The organism is Oricola indica (genome assembly GCF_965227485.1).
In the GTDB taxonomy this organism is placed as follows: Bacteria; Pseudomonadota; Alphaproteobacteria; order Rhizobiales; family Rhizobiaceae; genus Oricola; species Oricola indica.
This window is the reverse complement of the sequence record NZ_OZ245747.1, coordinates 4,442,684-4,459,033: the sequence shown is the minus strand read 5'-3', so window position 1 is coordinate 4,459,033 and position 16,350 is coordinate 4,442,684. Positions and strand designations below refer to the sequence as shown.

Genomic DNA, 16,350 nt, shown 5'->3' with positions numbered 1-16,350 from the left:
CGTCTAGCGACGACTTCACGCCGTGCGGAGGCTCGATCCGGTGGTGCTGATCTCGGTCGTCATATGCACCGTCGATCGCGAGGAGATGGCGCGAAAGACCGTCGATTCCGTCCTTGGACAGTCTCTCGAGAGTGAAACCGGACTGGAGATCGTCGTCGTCGACAATTCCGGCGAGGGATCGGCCCATCCCTGGATATCCGCTCATCCGGCCTTCGGGGAAAAGCTGCGTTATGTCCACGAGCGGGCGGCCGGTATCTCCCATGCGCGCAATGCTGGTATTGCAGCGGCGAGGGGAGCCTATGTCGCCTTCATCGACGACGACGAGATGGCCAAGCCGGACTGGCTGAAAAATCTCTACCGGGCGATGATCGAGCACGATGCAGATGTCGCGACAGGTCCGGTCTTTCCGGTATTCGAGGATCGCGAGACGCTCGGTTGGGACCCCGAACCCTTCATTTTCAGCACGCATAAGGCGATGCAGACCGGGCACAGGGTTCAATTCGCCCGTGGCGGAAACGTGATGTTTCGCCCTGACCGCTGCTTCGACGTCGCGCCGCCTTTTGACCCGGAGCTGGGATTATCCGGTGGTGAGGATACGCAGCTGATCTACCGCCTGCATCTGCAGGGGCGCAAGATCATCTGGGTCGCCGATGCGGTCGTTCATGAATTCTGGCCGAACGCCAAGGCTATGCTGCCGGCCTTCTTGCATCGCAAGCTGATTTCGGCGCGCAACTCCACCTATGTCCATATCGTCAACGATCGCAATCCGCTGATCGCGACTGTGCGCATCGGCGCGAAGGCGCTCGTACAACTCGCCATATTTGCCCCGCTGGCCGCATTGAGCGCGCCATTTGGCCGGCAGCCTTCCGCGCGTTTCCGCATGCATGTCATGTCGGCCCTCGGCAAGATCACCTACTGGAAGCGCGCGCGCTATTACGGCGGTGCGGGAGAGGCGGGCGCATGACCGGAAATCATCCGGAACCGCGCCGTATCGCGGTCTTCCACCAGGGCTGTGTGCCCGTCTATCGGCGCGGCTTCTTCGAGCACCTGTCGCGCATGTCCGCAAACCGCTACACGGTCTTTCACGGCGCGCCGCCCTCCAACATTTCCCTCCAGGCCGCGAAGCCGCCCTTCGCCTTCGAGAATGTCGCGCTGAACAATCGCGAGCTGAAGATCGGCGGCAGCATCGCCGTCTGGCAGCCGGCTGTCTGGCGATATCTCACGGGCGGATATGACGGTCTCATCGTCGGCCATGAGTTCAAGTTCCTGTCCAGCCTCGTCATGGTCGCCTGTTCCAGGGTTCTGCGCAGGCCGGTCATCTGGTGGGGGTTCGGCTACCGCAAGGCCTACGGCTCCTGGCAGGGCGGTGGCGGACCGGGACTGAAGGACCGTCTCGCCATCTGGGCGGCCGACCGTCTGGCGCGTTTTGGCGACGGCTATCTCGCTTACACGGAAAAGGGCCGCGACCATCTCCTGTCCATCGGCATGGCCGAGGACCGGATCCAGGTCGTTCGCAACACGATCGATGTCGAAGAGCAGGTGAAGCTGGCGCAGGCCGTCGCCGACATGCCGGACCGGGAGATCAGGGCGGAATTCGGCCTGAAGCCGGATTCGACCGTGTTTCTCTATGTCGGCCGTCTGGTGCCCCGGAAGCGTGTCGACATGCTGATCGATTTCGCGAAACGCTTTCCCGATGTCGATGGCAAACCCGTCGAGGTTCTCGTCGTCGGCGACGGCGAAGAGATGCCGAAGCTCCGGGAGCAGGCGAGCGGAACGGACAATGTCCACTTCACGGGCGCCATCGACCCGTCCGACATTCGGATCGCCAAAGTGATGAAGTTCGCCTGCGCCGTCGTCATTCCCGGATATCTGGGTCTCGCGATCAATCACGCCTTCGCCCATGCCCGCCCCGTCGTCACGCAAAAGCATGATTTCCACAGCCCGGAGATCGAGTACCTGACGGAAGGCTACGACGCCCTGCTGATCGGCGGCGACGAAGAAGCGTTTTGCGAAGGTCTTGCCGCCTTCGCCGCATCGCCCGACGAACAGGCCCGTCTCGCGGTCAATGCCGGCAAGACGCGCGAGAGCCTGCGCATCGGGCAGATGGTCGAAGCCTTTGACGGTTTCGTGAGCCGGATCGTTCCGGCGCCGGGAGGTGCGCGATGAACGCCGTGACCGCCCACCTGAAGAGTGCCGGCCTCGGCGACCGGTTCGTCCGCCGCTTTGCGCCGCTCTATTCCGGTTTCCGCCGCGAACTCGCACTGTTCGACCGCGCCGGTTTCGAAGAACGCAGCCGCCTCCTGCAGCGCCTGATCGACGAGACGCTCGCCGGCGCGGCAAGGCTTCCGGGCTATGCGCGCTTTGACGGTTTGCCGCTTTGCGAATGGTCGCATGTCGACAAGATGATGCTCCAGTCGGCGCAGGCGGATTTCGAAACTGCCGGCGGGTTGTTCGCGACGAACGCCCAGACCAGCGGCTCGTCCGGCGTGCCCCTCTCCGTCAGGCGCAGCTTCGCCTCCGTCGTCTTCGAGCAGGCGGCCATCGATCACGTCGTTTCGCTGGCCGGAGGGGATTTCGCGCGCGACCGTGTGGCCGTCTTCCGCGGTGAGGCGATCAAGGATCCGTCCGACAGCGAACCGCCCTTCTGGCGGGTCCAAAGCGGCGGCCGTGTCATGAATTTCTCGGTGGCTCATCTCCATCGCGACCGCGCGGGCCTGTTCCTCGATACTTTGCGCGAGTTTCGTCCGGGCGTGCTCTGGGCCTATCCCTCGGCGCTCGAACTGCTCGTGAACATCCTGGAGGACAGTGGAAGCCGCCTGACGGTTCCTGTCATCCTGACCTCCTCCGAAGTGCTGACCGACGACCTGCGCGCCCGCGCGGAAAGCCTGTTCCAGGCGCGGGTGGCGGATTATTACGGCCAGGCCGAGCGCGTCTGTTTCGCCTACGCGCTCGAAGCCGGCCAGTATCGCTTTATGCCCGCTTACGGGGCCGTCGAACTCGATGCGCTGGATGGAGACTCCGGCGCGCGGTTCGCCATTTCGGCGACCAATCTGCGCAATGCGGCGCAGCCACTGGTGCGCTACCGCACCGGCGACGTCGCTGTCCTCGACGGCGCGACAGGCCGCCGCGAGCGTGAGGAAGTCGCCCTTGGGCTGAGATCGTTCGCCCGCATCGAGGGGCGCGAGAGCGACTATCTCCTCGCCCCCGACGGCACCCGGCTGATCGGCATGAACCACATACCGCGCGGCATCGAAGGCCTTCTCCAGATGCAGCTTCGCCAGGACGCGCCGGATCATATCCGCGTCCTGGCCGTGCCGCGCGCGAAGCCCGGCGAAGCGCTGGGCCGGGAAATCGCCGAACGGGTCACGTCGCGCCTGCCTGCGGGCATGCGCGTGGATGTTGAATTCTGCGATGCCATTCCCCGCCAGCCGGAGGGCAAGCAGCCATTCGTGGTGCGCAGCGCGGACCTTTGAGTGACGCAGAAACACGCGGCGGGGGTGAAACGCAGTCCCCATCCTCGCCGTGAAACCGAAACAGGGATCGGAAGTGGCAGACGAATGAAAATTTCAGTGTTCGGACTTGGCTATGTCGGCGCCGTTACGGCCGCGTGCCTTTCACGCGACGGCCACCTTGTCGTCGGCGTGGACCGGCAGCAGGTCAAGGTGGACATCGTCAATGGCGGCAAGTCGCCGGTCGTCGAGGACTATGTCGGAGAGCTGATCGGCAATGGCGTTGCCAGCGGCAAGCTGCGCGCGACCACCGACACGCAGGAAGCCATCGAGGCGACGGACATGTCGCTGATCTGCGTCGGCACGCCGAGCCGCAGGAACGGTTCGCTCGATACGGATGCGGTGATGCGCGTCTGCGAGGAGATCGGCGCTGCCATCGCGAAAAAGAACCGGCCGCACGCGGTCGTCCTGCGCTCGACGGTGCTGCCCGGCACGATGCGCGGCATCGTGATCCCGACCTTGCGCGAGCACGCCGGAAACGCGCCGGGACTGGTCATCGGCAACAACCCGGAATTCCTGCGCGAGGCGACGGCTGTCTATGACTACGACAATCCCCCGAAGATCGTCGTCGGGTCGGAGACGGAAGAAGACGCCGCCGCGATCGCCGAGATATACGAACACATCGACGCGCCGCTTTTCCTGACCTCCGTCGAGGTCGCCGAACTCGTGAAATATGCCGACAACGCCTGGCATGCGGTGAAGGTCGTCTTCGGCAACGAGATCGGAAACATCTCGAAGGCGGTTGGCGTCGACAGCCACGATGTGATGCGCATCTTCTGCAAGGACGAAAAGCTCAACATCTCGCCCCGCTACCTGATGCCGGGCTTCGCCTTCGGCGGATCGTGCCTGCCGAAGGATGTGCGCGCCCTGTCCTACAAGGGCCGCTCGCTCGATCTCGATTTGCCGATGCTCGAAAGCGTGATGCGCTCCAACGAGAACCAGATCGACCGGGCCTTCGAGGACATCATGGCCTATGGCAACCGCAAGATTTCCGTCTTCGGCATTTCCTTCAAGGCCGGCACGGACGATCTTCGCGAAAGCCCGCAGGTGACGCTGGTCGAGAAGCTTCTCGGAAAGGGCATGGATGTCCGCATCTACGACCGCTACGTGAACTTCGCCCGCCTCTACGGCGCGAACCGCGATTTCATCCTCAACAAGATCCCGCACATCTCCTCGATCCTGCTCGACGATTTCGATGCCGTGCTCGCCCATGGCGAGACGCTGGTCATCGGCAATGCCTCGCCGGAGTTCGAGGAATTGCCCGACCGCGTCGCGCCGGAGCAGCGGATTTACGACCTCGTCCGCCTGAAAAAACGCATGCACGCCGATGCGCAATATGAGGGTGTCAATTGGTAGTCGCCGGGCATCCCGGCCGCGTCCTATCCCGCGGCGGGACTGCCTTCAATTTTAATGATCCGATTAATGTTTCGGTAACCGAATTCGGTAGCGCAACCCGCGTATTTGGGGGTCTCTCGTTGAATAAAGACCGGGAAATCCTTGATGTCCAGACAGCCCGAACGCCGGCGTGGCGGACGGGTGGAATGCGAGCGCAGTGGGGAGCGCCTAACCGGATCGTTCAACAGGTGCAACCGTGAAATTCATTGCCAGCAAAGAACTGGAAGCGACAACCGACAGGTCGTTCGATCGCCGGGTACTGATCGTCGTCGAGAACCTGCCCGTCCCGTTCGACCGCAGGGTCTGGTCGGAAGCAACGACCTTGCGCGCGGCGGGCTACACCGTGTCGGTCATCTGTCCGACCGGCAAGGGCTTCGACGCGCCTTACGAGGAAATCGACGGTATCCATATCTATCGCCATACGCTTCCGCTCGATGCGCGCGGTGCGCTTGGCTATCTGCGCGAATATTCCTCCGCGCTCTTCCATGAGGCGCGGCTGGCCTTCAAGGTGAAGCGCCGGCACGGCTTCGATGTCATTCACGGCTGCAACCCGCCTGACCTCATCTTCCTGGTCGCGTGGCTGTTCCGGCCGTTCGGCGTGCGCTTTCTGTTCGATCACCACGACATCAGCCCGGAGCTTTTCGAGGCGAAGTTCGGCAAGCGCGGCCTGCTCTACCGAGTGACCCGCTTCTTCGAGAAACTGACCTTCAAATCCGCGATGGTCTCTATCGCCACCAATGATTCCTACAAGGATATCGCCGTGCGGCGCGGCGGCATGGAGCCCGACGATGTTTTCGTGGTCCGTTCCGGACCGAAGATCGAGAAGCTGCAGATCCGCGAGCCGAAGCCGGAACTGAAGAAGGGCTTCAAGCATCTCGTCGGCTATGTCGGTGTAATCGGGGCGCAGGAGGGCATGGACCTCCTGATCGACGCTGCGGAGTATGTCGTGCGCGACCTGGGCCGTGACGACATCCATTTCGGGATCGTCGGAGGCGGGCCTGAACTCGAAACCATCCAGACGGACATGCATCAGCGCGGACTGGAGAAATATTTCACCTTCACGGGGCGTGCCCCTGACGCTCTTCTGCTCGACATGCTGAACACGGCCGATATCTGCGTCAATCCGGACCGGGTCACGCCGATGAACGACCTGTCGACGATGAACAAGATCCTCGAATACATGACGCTGAAGAAGCCGATCGTGCAGTTCGACATGCATGAGGGCCGGGTCTCCGCCGGTGACGCCTCTGTCTATGCCGCAAAGAACGATCCCCGCGATTTCGGCGACAAGATCGTCGAGTTGATCGACGATCCCGAGCGCCGCCGGGCCATGGGCGAAATCGGCCGCAAGCGCATCATCGACATGTATTCCTGGGATCACTCGGTCCCGATGCTGCTCGCTGCCTATGATCGAATGTTCGAGAAAATCGGTCAGAAGGTCCACCCGGGCGCACGCGCAAAGGACTATCCCGCCCCCTCCGTGGTGACGCCGGAGCGCCCGCTCTATAGCAAGACCGTGGAGAAGTCCCATTGATGGCAACACAGGGCGCATTGGGGCGCGTTGCCTGGTACGCCAATCGCCTTTCGGCGATGAGCGGTCCGGAGATCGTCCATCGGGTCGGTGAATCCTGGAAGAAGCGTGCCGCGAGCCGCTGGAGCCCGGGCTGGGCATCCCATGCGCAACCGGATGGGCCGCTGCCAGTTCTTCCGGCCGCATGTGACGTTTCCGACGCGGACGAGGACGTTCTGGCGCGATGGCGCGACGTTGCCGAGCGGGCGATGGCGCGCCGGTTTTCCTGCCTCGGCGTCGAATGGCCCGGCGACCGCTTCGACTGGCATCTCGATCCCGTATCGGGCCGTCTGTGGCCGAGCGACCGCTATTGCTTCGCCATCGAATACCGCCACACGGCCGAATATGGCGACGTGAAATATGTCTGGGAGGTCAATCGCCTCCAGCATATCCAGACCGTCGCGGCGTTGGCGAAAGCGACCGCAAATCAGGAACTCGCTGATTTCGCCGCCGCCGAGATCATGGATTGGATCGAGGCCAACCCGCCATATCTCGGCATCAACTGGACGTCGGGAATAGAACTGGCCTTGCGCGCCGTCTCGGTCCTGACAGCCACGCGAATGCTCGGCCCGAATGCCTTTTCGGACAGGGCCCGGAGCGCGATCAGGGCCTTTCTCGCAGCGAGCGCCGAATGGCTTCAGCGCTATCCGTCGGGCTTTTCCTCCGCCAACAACCACCTCGTCGCCGAAGCGGTCGGCCTGTTTGTCATCGGCGCCGCATATGCAGACCATCCCCGTTCGGCCCAATGGCAGGCGCGTGGCCGCGCGGTGCTCGAAAGGGAAATCGGCAAGCAGATATTCGCCGACGGCGTCGGAGCCGAACAGTCTCCGACCTACGCCTCCTTCACGCTGGAACTCTATCTAGTCGCCGTCAGGGCGGCCGAGGCGCTCGGAAAGCCGTTCTCGCCCGCCATCTATGACCGGCTTGCCAAGGCAGGTGAGGCGCTGCGTCTCTTCATCGACGAAAACGGCCATGCCCTGCGGATTGGCGATGACGACGAAGGCCGCGTTGTCGGCGAAGATCCCGAAAGCGAGCCGTTCTACGCGTCATCCGTCCTCGCTTCTGTCGCCGCGATCTGCGACCGCGAGGATATCGCGCCGCCGGTGGCGCCGGCGAACCTGCGTGGATTGCTGCTCGGTCGGCTCGTGGCGGAAAACGCGCCGCGGGGCGTTCGGACCCTGAACGATGGCGGTTACACGGTTCTGCGCGACACGGTGCACGGCAAGGAGTTGATCCTGGCCATGGATCATGGTCCGCTCGGCTATCTTTCCATCGCGGCCCACGGCCACGCCGATGCGCTGGCCTTGTGGATGCGTTACGGCGGCAAGCCGCTCCTGGCCGATGCCGGCACCTATCTCTACCATTCCGGTGGTGCGTGGCGCGACGCGTTCCGGGGAACGGCCCTCCACAACACCATGACTGTCGAGGGCGTCGACTCCAGCCGGATCTCCGGCGCATTCAACTGGAAGACGAAAGCCGTCTCCACCCTCGATGCCGTGGAAACGGCGGTCGACCGCTTCGCCTGCAAGGCCAGCCATGACGGCTATCTCGAGCGCTTTTCCGTCCGCCATCACCGCGCTCTCAAGCGCGTGTCGCCGGACCGCTTCGTCGTCGAGGACCGTCTGGAAGGCGAACACGAAAAAGCGCTGGACGTGGCGATCGGATTTCTCGCGGGCGAGGGCGTATCAATCCGGCAGGCCGGCGAGGGCGTTTTCGAGTTCGTCTCCGGCGACATCGCGCTCATGCGGCTGTCGGGCACGGGTGGACCAGCCCCGCGCCTTGTCCGCGGCGACGAGGATGAAAAGCTCGGCTGGCTGTCGCCGCGCTTCGGCGTAAAGCTGCCGACATGGCAATTGCGCTTCGAGGGAAAACTGACCCTGGGACGGGTCCATTCAACCGAACTGGTGCTGCTGTGATCCGCCGCGCGCTTCAATCCGTCCTCGGGCTAGCCATGCTCATGGCCCTCCTGTCGGCATCCCCCTCCGCATTCGCGGATCCTGGGTTCAAGCGGGGCATCAATATCGGTCGCATGTATGGATCACCCGCAAGGGACAGCGAGAATCCGGGCAAGTTCCTCTGGCCGCCTTTCCGCGGAGCGCTGTCGCAGGTGAGCGACATTGAATTGCAGCGCCTCCATGCGCTTGGCTTCGATTTCGTGCGCCTGACAGTTGCCCCGGCTCCGTTCCTCGAGATCGATGAGGCGAGGAGAGCCGTCCTCATGGATACTCTCATGGAGTCGGTCAGCCGCATTCGCGCGACCGGCCTCGGTGTCCTCGTCGATCCGCACCCCGTCCACGGCAAAGCCCGCTGGACCGCTGAATCAATCACGGCGTCGACGGATGGCGACCAGTTCCTGGCCTACAAGGACTGGCTCGCGGACGTGGCGAAAAGGCTTGCGAGCCTCGATGACCGGAAACTGGCGCTCGGCCTGATGAACGAACCGCAACGCGATTGCCATATACAGTTCGGCACCGACTGGACGGACGTCCAGCCGCTTCTCTATGCGACTGTCCGCGACATCGCACCGGATCTGACAGTGGTGCTCACCACCGGCTGCTGGTCCGGGTTCGACGGCCTGAAATATCTCGACATGGCCGGATTCGACGATAACACGATCATCGACCTGCATTTCTATTCGCCGATTTCATTCACGCATCAGGGGCTACCCTTCGCCGGCGATCCGATGCCGTACATGTCGGGTGTCCGGTATCCGGGGACTGGCCACAGCGCGCAAGCCACACTTGATCAATCGCGGCAACTGATTGATCTGCTGATCGCGCGTGGGCGTGACATTCCCGACGGCGCGTTCGAACGTCTCGAGAAGCGCATCCGCGCCTATTACGAGGCTGCGCCCGCTGTCGATCGGGACTTTATCGCTGGTCATTTCAGCGGCGTGAGCGACTGGGCCAGCAGTCATGGCGTTGATCCCGGTCGTCTCCTGATCGGAGAGTTCGGCACTGCATGGCCGGTGCGCGGTATGCCGGACAATCCGGATCGTTACGTCTGGCTGGAGGATGTCAGGCGGGTCGCCGAGGAAGCGGGTTTCGGCTGGGCGTTCTGGGAGTACACGCGCGGCAATGGCTATCCCGGCTTCGGCTTCGTGCTCGACAATGAAACGCGCGAGATCGACATCGGGTCGGCAAGGGCGCTTGGCCTCGATACGGCACCGACTGCGCAATGGGAATTGCGCGGCACGGTCGGCGCGATCCAGTGAACCTGTCGGGGTGTTGGGCCAATTCGTAACGAAATTGCGCTACGACGCGGCCAGTTGAACTTTGTCGGTAAGGAATGCGGCTTGGTCCGCGCGAAATGAACTCGCCCGCGAGGCTGAACAGAAACGAAAATGAGACGTCTTTTTGAATTGGCAAACAGGTACCGATCTTCCGCGCTTGCGCGGAACACGGTCACCTATACGTTCAACTTCGGTCTCCAACTGGTTATTCAGTTCACCTATTTCATGATGATTTCCCGATATCTGGGACCGGTGAGCTATGGCGTCTTTGTCACCTTGTCGGCGGTCAGCGGTATCGCCAACACGATCACGGGCCTTGGCAGCGATCATGTTCTGATCCAGCGGGTTGCGGTCACCCCCTCGAATTTCGCGAGATATTTCGGCCACGCTCTGGTGCTGCTGGGCGGGACTTTGCCTCTCGTGGCCGCTGCGGTGATGGTGATCGGTCATTCGATCATTGGTGACCATCTCGCCTTTCCCGCGTTTCTGGCGATCATATCCGCACATCTCGTTTGCGGCAGGCTCGCTTCGCTGTGCTCCAGCATCTTCATGGCCTTTGACCGCGCGCGATTGCAAATGCTGGTCAATGTCGGCCTGGCGGTCATGCGCGCGTCATTCCTCTTGCTGGCGATTCTCTTTCACGATCAGCTGACCCTCGAAATCTGGGCTTGGTGGTATCTGGCCGCCTCGGCAATCAGCGCGGTTGTCGCGATAATATTGGTGCTCGTAATTTGCGGTGCGCCGCGTCTGACCATCATCCGGGCGGACTTGCCGCTCGGACTTCAATTCTGCCTGGAATTCATGGCGATCAACAGCGTCGGCGATCTGGACAAACCGACGGTTTCACACTTCCTCGGCCCTGGCGCGGCGGGCGCATACGCCGCCGGTCTGAAGATCGTCGATGCCGCATCGGCTCCGATCAGGGCGCTCCTCTACGCGACCTATACGCGGCATTTCCGCAACGCCGCGGCAAGCCGTGCCGACAGTGTCGGCTTCGGCGTGAAGCTGCTGCCCTTTTCGCTCGCCATGTCTCTTGCGATCGCCGTAATCCTGTTCGTTGGCGCAGACTACGTGCCGTATGTGATCGGTCACGACTTCGACGGCACGCCGCAGATCATCAAGCTGTTCGCGCTCTATCCGCTGCTGCACGGCATCTCAGGGATCGGCGCCGACATTCTGCGTGCGGTCGGAAAGCAGCATATCCGGATCCTCCTGCTGGTCGTCACGGCGCTGATGATGGTGCCGGCGATCTGGACCGGTGCGGTTCTCGGAGGTCTCGTCGGCGCGGCGGCGGCGCGTCTCGTGTTGCAGGTCGCGCTCATCGCGGCGACCTGGCTGTTCCTGTTGCAGGAGAAACGCGCAGTCCAGCCGGCCGAATAGGGACTACTGCAGGGCCTTCAGCACGGCGTCCCGATTGGGGAACCGGTCGAGGAAGGCGCGTCCCAGCGGCTTTTCGGCGTAGCCCCTCGCGACTTCCTGCAGCACATCTATGCCGTAATCGTAATTGGTTTCGATCACCAGCGGGCCGTCATGCGACAGCGCGATATCCCACCCGAGGGAGCGGAACGGGACCATACATTCGGCCGCCTTTCTTGCCGTGGAAATGACCTCTTCCCAAAAAGGGATGACGAATGTTTGCGGATCGATCCCGAACAAGACCTCGAGGTCGTGGTAGCGTCCGCCGTAGCGCGCTTCCTGTTTCGCATCGCTCGAGAACTTGCCGGTCTCCAGATCGATCCCCGCCATGTATCCGCCGCCGGTCGAGTTGTCGGTAACGCTTCCCGGCGGACCGATCTTCAGGGCTGCGGCGTTGAACCGCGTAACGCCGTCGTCGCCGATAAAGCTGTCGATGCGGACCGAATTGACGGAAGTCGGATTGAAGCGGTCGAGATCCGGGTGCTGGACGATCGTTTCCTGGATCAGGAACTCGTCCCAGAATTCTCCGAAGCGAGTGGTGAAGACAAGCATTCGGAACGCGCTGAGATCGAGCGTTTCTCCCTCATGCACAAGCGCGCCGTCCTCTACCGCCATCTTGAAAACTGCCGCGCCGGAACCGCCGCTGCGCGGCTTGACGATTATGCCGCGCGGCAGGTTCATCGCTTCGACCCGGGCAAGGAAGTCCGGAAAAGCCACCATGTTCCCTTCACGATCCATCAGCTTCTCGCTGTCGAGCCGGAACAGCGTATTGGTGCCCGCAATGCCTCCCCCGATAAGCATGTCTTCCATCTGCAGCTTGTCCTGCAGCCTGCCGCGATCGCCATCGGCATTGGCGCGGTCGCGGGTCGCATGCAGCAATTCCGTCGGCAGGTAGCGGAATATTTCGTTACCGACTTGCCGGCTGTAAAGCCCGTGCTTGAGATACTGGTAGGGAAGGTAGCGGTAGAGCCGCATCAGTCGATAAAGCTCGATGGACTGGCGCAGAATCGACTTCTTGTCGCGCGCCCTAAGATAGACCAAAAAATCCTCGGTCAGCACGCGTTTGTAACGGTCAAATTTCGACATGACGGGTTACTCGTTTCGGCGGCATCCACGATGAACGGTGATCCGGCTTTGCGATCATCAGCGGACTCTTGCCGCTTCCCCCGATCCCGACTTGCGCGCGACCGTACGCATCGGGAGCGGAAGGCCGGCGCCTCCGCTCTCAATTCGTCGAAGTCGGACATTTAGCGCTTTTTCGTCGCCGAGCAACTAGCTGCCGCGCCGCAGAGTAACTCTTACAAGGCTGCGAGTACCTTGTCCCGATTGGGGAACTGCTCCAGGAACGCGCGTCCCAGCGGCTGATCTGCATAGCCGCCGGCCAGATCCTGCAGCACATAGACACCATAGTCGTGGTTTGCTTCGATGACCACGGGGCCGTCCTTGGCGACCGCGATATCCCAACCCAGCGACCGGAAAGGGGCCACGCACTTCGCGGCCTTACGCGCGGTCGTCAGCAGATCCTGCCAGTACGGAACCGCGAACGTATCGGGATCGATTCCGTACAGCTCTCTCACGTCGTAATTCTTGCCGCTGTCATGGGCATAGCGCCTTGCGCCGCTGGTAAAATGTCCCGTGGCGAGATCGAGACCGGCCATGTACCCGCCGCTCGAACCGTTGTCCGTGACGCTGCCCGGTACGCCAATCTTCAGTGCGGCGGCATTGAACGACACCTTGCCGTCGTCGTCGATGAATGTGTCGATGCGGACGGTATTCACGGACGATGCGTTGAGGCGGTCGAGATCCGGATGTTGGACGACCGTTTCCTGGATGACGAACTCTTCCCAGAATTCGCCGTGGCGCGTCGTGTACACGAGTGTTCGAAAGGCTTCGAAATCGAGGGGCTCACCCTCGTGGATGAGGATGCCGTCCTCGACATCCATCTTGAAGACCGCGGCTCCCGATCCGCCATCGCGCGGCTTCACGATCATGCCTCTCGGCAGTGCCATCTCGCCGACCCTGTCGATGAAATCCTTGAATTCGACCTGATTGCCCTCGAGGTCAACGATGCCGGACTTTTGCAACCGAAACAGGGTCTTTGTGGTGGGTACCCCGCCGTCGCACAACATCTTCTCCTGTTGCAACTTGTCGTGGAGCGCTTCCTTGTCGCCTCGGGCGTTCAGATTGTTGCGGGTGAGGTGCAGCAATTCCGGCGGAATGTAGCGGTAGATTTCCTTGTCGAAACCGCGTCGATACAGTCCGTGCTTGAGGTACTGATAGGGAAGATATCGGTACATCCGCATCAGCCGGTAGATCTCCATCGCCTGTCGGATGACTGGCTTTCGGTCGCGGGCTTTCAGATAGACGGGGAAATCCTCGTTGAGGATGCGCTTGTAGCGGTCGAACTCTATCATATGGTCTTCTTCGTCCGATTGTGCCCGCGAGGGGGCAGGGATTGTCCTTCATGCCAATCAGCCGCGTATGTAATCCGTGGCGATTCCGTCAATGGGCGGTGTCGGCTCCCCGGCGATCCGGATCGCTGACGCGGTGATGATGTTCATTCCGTATTTCGGGTATCTCTTGCGGCTTCCCCTCCGAGCAAGTCGTAACTCTTGTTTATAAAGATCGGAGATGTCAGGTACTGAACAGATATGGCTAAGACAATATAAATTGGCCCTATAGGAAATTTATGATTAACGGAAAAATCCGATATTTGACTAAAATTCAAATGCAAAGAATTTTGACTGCCGAGCACCTTTGACTGACGAACGCCGTTTCTTGCGTCAAACCGTTCGGCACAGTCGGCGGAGGGCTCTGCCGCGAATCGAAAACGATGCTATCGTTTCGGGCGACTCGCGGCCCTAGCCGTGACGCCAATCACTTGAAAGGGCTGCATGGCGGACGACTACTACTCCAGGGTGACAGAAGCGGCTACGGATGCGGACTCGCGCCGTCTGTTGCACTGGATACCCGCAATCATCTTCGCCTATGTCTTCCTGCTTTCGCCCTTGATCGTTCAGGCGATGGCGCCGTCGGAGTCGACCAACGTCAACGTGGCTGGCGCGCAATCGAACCCAGCCAATCAGCTGTTCTGGATCGGCATGCTCGCTCTGACCCTGATCGCGGTGAGGCGGGACTTTGGTGCTGCGTTCCGCTTGCTCCGTGATCCAGTCGTTGTTCTCGTTGTCGCCTATCTCGCATTTGCCGCGATGAGCCTGCTTTGGTCCTACGCCCCCGCGATCAGTTTTCGCAGGCTGGTTCTGCAGGTCATCGTCGTGCTGTCCGTCATCCTGCCGAGCGCGCTGGCGACGGACCGTGACCGGATGCTCGAGCGTATTCTGGCGGTGATCGTAATGGCTGTCGTGCTCAATTTCGTCGTGGTGCTGGCCACTCCGCCCGGTCCGCTCGGGCATGAGGGCATCTACGACCACAAGAACACGCTCGGCTCGATGATGATGTTCGCGATCTGCCTTTGTCTCTATGGCGCGGCGACCCGGCGCGGGACTTTGCGCATCGTGTTTCTCGCGTGCGTCGTCATGGCATTCGTCGCGCTTGTGGAAAGTCGGTCGAAAACCTCGCTCGGCCTGGCAGTCATGATGCCGGCCCTGACCTTCATGGCAATCGCGATCGCGAGGCCGGTGCGAATGAACGTAGCCGCGTTTGTTCTTTTTGCTGCCGTTTTCGCCATCGCGGCGTGGTTCTACATTTCTGCCCTCACGGGCTACACCTTCGCCGACATGTCGATGTTGCTCTTCGGCGATACCACCTTCACCGGGCGTACGATTATCTGGGAATTCGTGCTGGATGTGATTTCACGCAGTCCGCTGGTCGGACAGGGATACGCTGCGTTCTGGGGCGTCGGGGCGGGATCGATCGTTGATACTGAAGCGCCGGCGCTGGTCGCCCGGCTGCAGCAGGCGCATAACGGTTTTCTGGACGTGTTCGTCGAAACCGGCCTGATCGGCCTCATCATCTTGCTTGCGCTGATCGTCGCCACTCTTCTGTCGGCTGCGAAATCCCTTGAGCGGCAACCGGCGCTTTGTTGGCTGGCGATTACGCTGGTGTTGATCGTCGTCAGCCACAACATGCTGGAGAGCAGCCTGTTTCGCAGCTACTCGCTGGCTTGGCTGCTGTTTCTGTTCGCGGCATTTCTTCCGCGAGCCGGCGATTTCGAACGCGCGGCGAACGCGAAACCGCGGGGCTGAGCGCTTTTATAAATTGACGGATGCCGTTTTTAAGGTCGCCGCGCCGCCTATCCGGTCCGTTTCAATCCGAATTCCTCGGCGAATTCCTTGCTGACAGGTCCGGCCGGCGTGAATCTTCGCAGCAATGCGCGTCGCCAGCCGACATTGCCGGTCTGTACGGAGATGTTTTCCGAATTGTTCATCATGTAGGCGACGGCGCGAAATGGAACCGGAGCCAACGGACGCCCCTTACCGGCGAACAGCGCTTCATGGGTGGGGTGAAAATTGTTGATAGTTTCCCTGAAGAGCGTGGTTTCGTCGCGGTAGGGAATCTCGGGCAGATCTTCCACCTCCCAGCGGATCACCGAGCAGCTTCCCGACAATTTGTTGAAGCGCGGGGCTTTCCTGACGAGCTGTCGACCGTAGTCGTATTCATATCCATCCTTGACCACATATCCGTAGGGATTGGCGTCATTCAGGACATGAGCGACAAGCCTGCGGCTTACCAGGTCGTCGGCGTCTAGATCCATCGCGTAGCCACCCCCTTCGGCACGCAGCCTTGCGGCGAGAACCTCGCGCTTCTTGTGCTTGTCGACGACGAATTCGTCTTTGTAGAGCGGCGGAGGAAAATCGACCTGTACATAGGTCAGCCGGGGATCATCGTTGAAGCGCGTTTCCGGAATGTCGTGGCAGGCCACGAAGACCCTGAAACTGTCGTTGCTCTGGTTGAAGACCGAGGACAGCGTCTGCTCGAAAAACCTGGTGACGAGCGCCCAGTCTTTCGAGACTTTTCGGGACTTCAAGGGAATGTTGAAGAAGAACAACGCGGATTACCTTGCCTGGCCGGGATATTTCAAACGGCGTGAAGTCGCATGCGACTGGGCTTCATCTCGGGATTTCCCACCTGCACTTGGACCGATGCTGTTTCTGAACGGATCGATTGGCGATCCACACGGATTGGACCACGAACCGATTAAGTTACCGTCAACAGGCCCCGCACGTGGGCGCTCGCCTGCGCCGGCCGGGATAAGCCGCTGGCGTCGT

Annotated in this window: 12 protein-coding genes; 9 read left to right on the top strand and 3 right to left on the bottom strand. The window is 61.4% G+C overall.

The genetic code is table 11. The annotated features are described in order from the left end of the window. The first annotated feature begins 22 nt into the window (after positions 1-22). From ACQK2M_RS22055 to ACQK2M_RS22020, 8 genes are all read left to right on the top strand, one after another. Positions 23-964: a glycosyltransferase gene (locus ACQK2M_RS22055; protein WP_425419585.1), complete on the top strand. Its 942-nt coding sequence runs from the start codon at positions 23-25 to the stop codon at positions 962-964. Beyond that, positions 961-2,166, top strand: a complete 1,206-nt coding sequence (locus ACQK2M_RS22050) for a glycosyltransferase family 4 protein (RefSeq protein ID WP_425419584.1) — start codon at positions 961-963, stop codon at positions 2,164-2,166. Before ACQK2M_RS22055 ends, ACQK2M_RS22050 begins: the two co-directional genes overlap by 4 nt. Further along, complete coding sequence (locus tag ACQK2M_RS22045) at positions 2,163-3,473, top strand: hypothetical protein (protein ID WP_425419583.1); 1,311 nt, start codon at positions 2,163-2,165, stop codon at positions 3,471-3,473. The genes ACQK2M_RS22050 and ACQK2M_RS22045 overlap by 4 nt, the downstream gene beginning before the upstream one ends. Before the next feature lie 84 nt (positions 3,474-3,557). Then, positions 3,558-4,865 (top strand): nucleotide sugar dehydrogenase, encoded by a 1,308-nt coding sequence (locus ACQK2M_RS22040; RefSeq protein WP_425419582.1) that lies wholly within the window; start codon positions 3,558-3,560, stop codon positions 4,863-4,865. 235 nt (positions 4,866-5,100) lie between these two features. Continuing rightward, positions 5,101-6,438, top strand: coding sequence for a glycosyltransferase family 4 protein (locus tag ACQK2M_RS22035; RefSeq protein ID WP_425419581.1), 1,338 nt, complete (start codon positions 5,101-5,103; stop codon positions 6,436-6,438). Next, positions 6,438-8,390, top strand: coding sequence for a heparinase II/III domain-containing protein (locus ACQK2M_RS22030; RefSeq protein WP_425419580.1), 1,953 nt, complete (start codon positions 6,438-6,440; stop codon positions 8,388-8,390). Before ACQK2M_RS22035 ends, ACQK2M_RS22030 begins: the two co-directional genes overlap by 1 nt. A gap of 191 nt (positions 8,391-8,581) precedes the next feature. Next, on the top strand, positions 8,582-9,688 hold the full coding sequence (locus ACQK2M_RS22025) for a glycoside hydrolase family 5 protein (protein ID WP_425419579.1): 1,107 nt from the start codon (positions 8,582-8,584) through the stop codon (positions 9,686-9,688). Between the two features lie 129 nt (positions 9,689-9,817). Beyond that, the gene (locus ACQK2M_RS22020; RefSeq protein WP_425419578.1) at positions 9,818-11,086 is read left to right on the top strand and encodes a lipopolysaccharide biosynthesis protein; all 1,269 of its coding nucleotides are present in this window, start codon (positions 9,818-9,820) and stop codon (positions 11,084-11,086) included. A 3-nt stretch (positions 11,087-11,089) separates the two neighbouring features. Here ACQK2M_RS22020 and ACQK2M_RS22015 read toward each other — a convergent pair whose 3' ends face one another. Both ACQK2M_RS22015 and ACQK2M_RS22010 read right to left on the bottom strand, forming a co-directional pair. Continuing rightward, complete coding sequence (locus tag ACQK2M_RS22015; protein ID WP_425419577.1) at positions 11,090-12,208, bottom strand: sugar-transfer associated ATP-grasp domain-containing protein; 1,119 nt, start codon at positions 12,206-12,208, stop codon at positions 11,090-11,092. Positions 12,209-12,420: 212 nt separating this feature from the next. Continuing rightward, on the bottom strand, positions 12,421-13,536 hold the full coding sequence (locus tag ACQK2M_RS22010) for a sugar-transfer associated ATP-grasp domain-containing protein (RefSeq protein WP_425419576.1): 1,116 nt from the start codon (positions 13,534-13,536) through the stop codon (positions 12,421-12,423). Positions 13,537-14,016: 480 nt separating this feature from the next. Between ACQK2M_RS22010 and ACQK2M_RS22005 the strand changes: the two genes are divergently transcribed. Then, entirely contained in the window at positions 14,017-15,327 is a 1,311-nt protein-coding gene (locus ACQK2M_RS22005; protein WP_425419575.1) for an O-antigen ligase family protein, read from the top strand. A gap of 47 nt (positions 15,328-15,374) precedes the next feature. On the opposite strand, the gene ACQK2M_RS22000 is transcribed toward ACQK2M_RS22005, so the two are convergent. Next, positions 15,375-16,109 carry a hypothetical protein gene (locus ACQK2M_RS22000; RefSeq protein ID WP_223476352.1) on the bottom strand — a complete coding sequence of 245 codons (735 nt, stop codon included), beginning with the start codon at positions 16,107-16,109 and terminating at the stop codon, positions 15,375-15,377. Between the last annotated feature and the right edge of the window lie 241 nt (positions 16,110-16,350).

Coding starts and splice junctions, on each gene's coding strand:
- ACQK2M_RS22050 (WP_425419584.1), top strand. CDS start 961: ATGACCGGAAATCATCCGGAACCGCGCCGTATCGCGGTCTTCCACCAG.
- ACQK2M_RS22045 (WP_425419583.1), top strand. CDS start 2,163: ATGAACGCCGTGACCGCCCACCTGAAGAGTGCCGGCCTCGGCGACCGG.
- ACQK2M_RS22040 (WP_425419582.1), top strand. CDS start 3,558: ATGAAAATTTCAGTGTTCGGACTTGGCTATGTCGGCGCCGTTACGGCC.
- ACQK2M_RS22030 (WP_425419580.1), top strand. CDS start 6,438: ATGGCAACACAGGGCGCATTGGGGCGCGTTGCCTGGTACGCCAATCGC.
- ACQK2M_RS22020 (WP_425419578.1), top strand. CDS start 9,818: ATGAGACGTCTTTTTGAATTGGCAAACAGGTACCGATCTTCCGCGCTT.
- ACQK2M_RS22015 (WP_425419577.1), bottom strand. CDS start 12,208: ATGTCGAAATTTGACCGTTACAAACGCGTGCTGACCGAGGATTTTTTG.
- ACQK2M_RS22010 (WP_425419576.1), bottom strand. CDS start 13,536: ATGATAGAGTTCGACCGCTACAAGCGCATCCTCAACGAGGATTTCCCC.
- ACQK2M_RS22005 (WP_425419575.1), top strand. CDS start 14,017: ATGGCGGACGACTACTACTCCAGGGTGACAGAAGCGGCTACGGATGCG.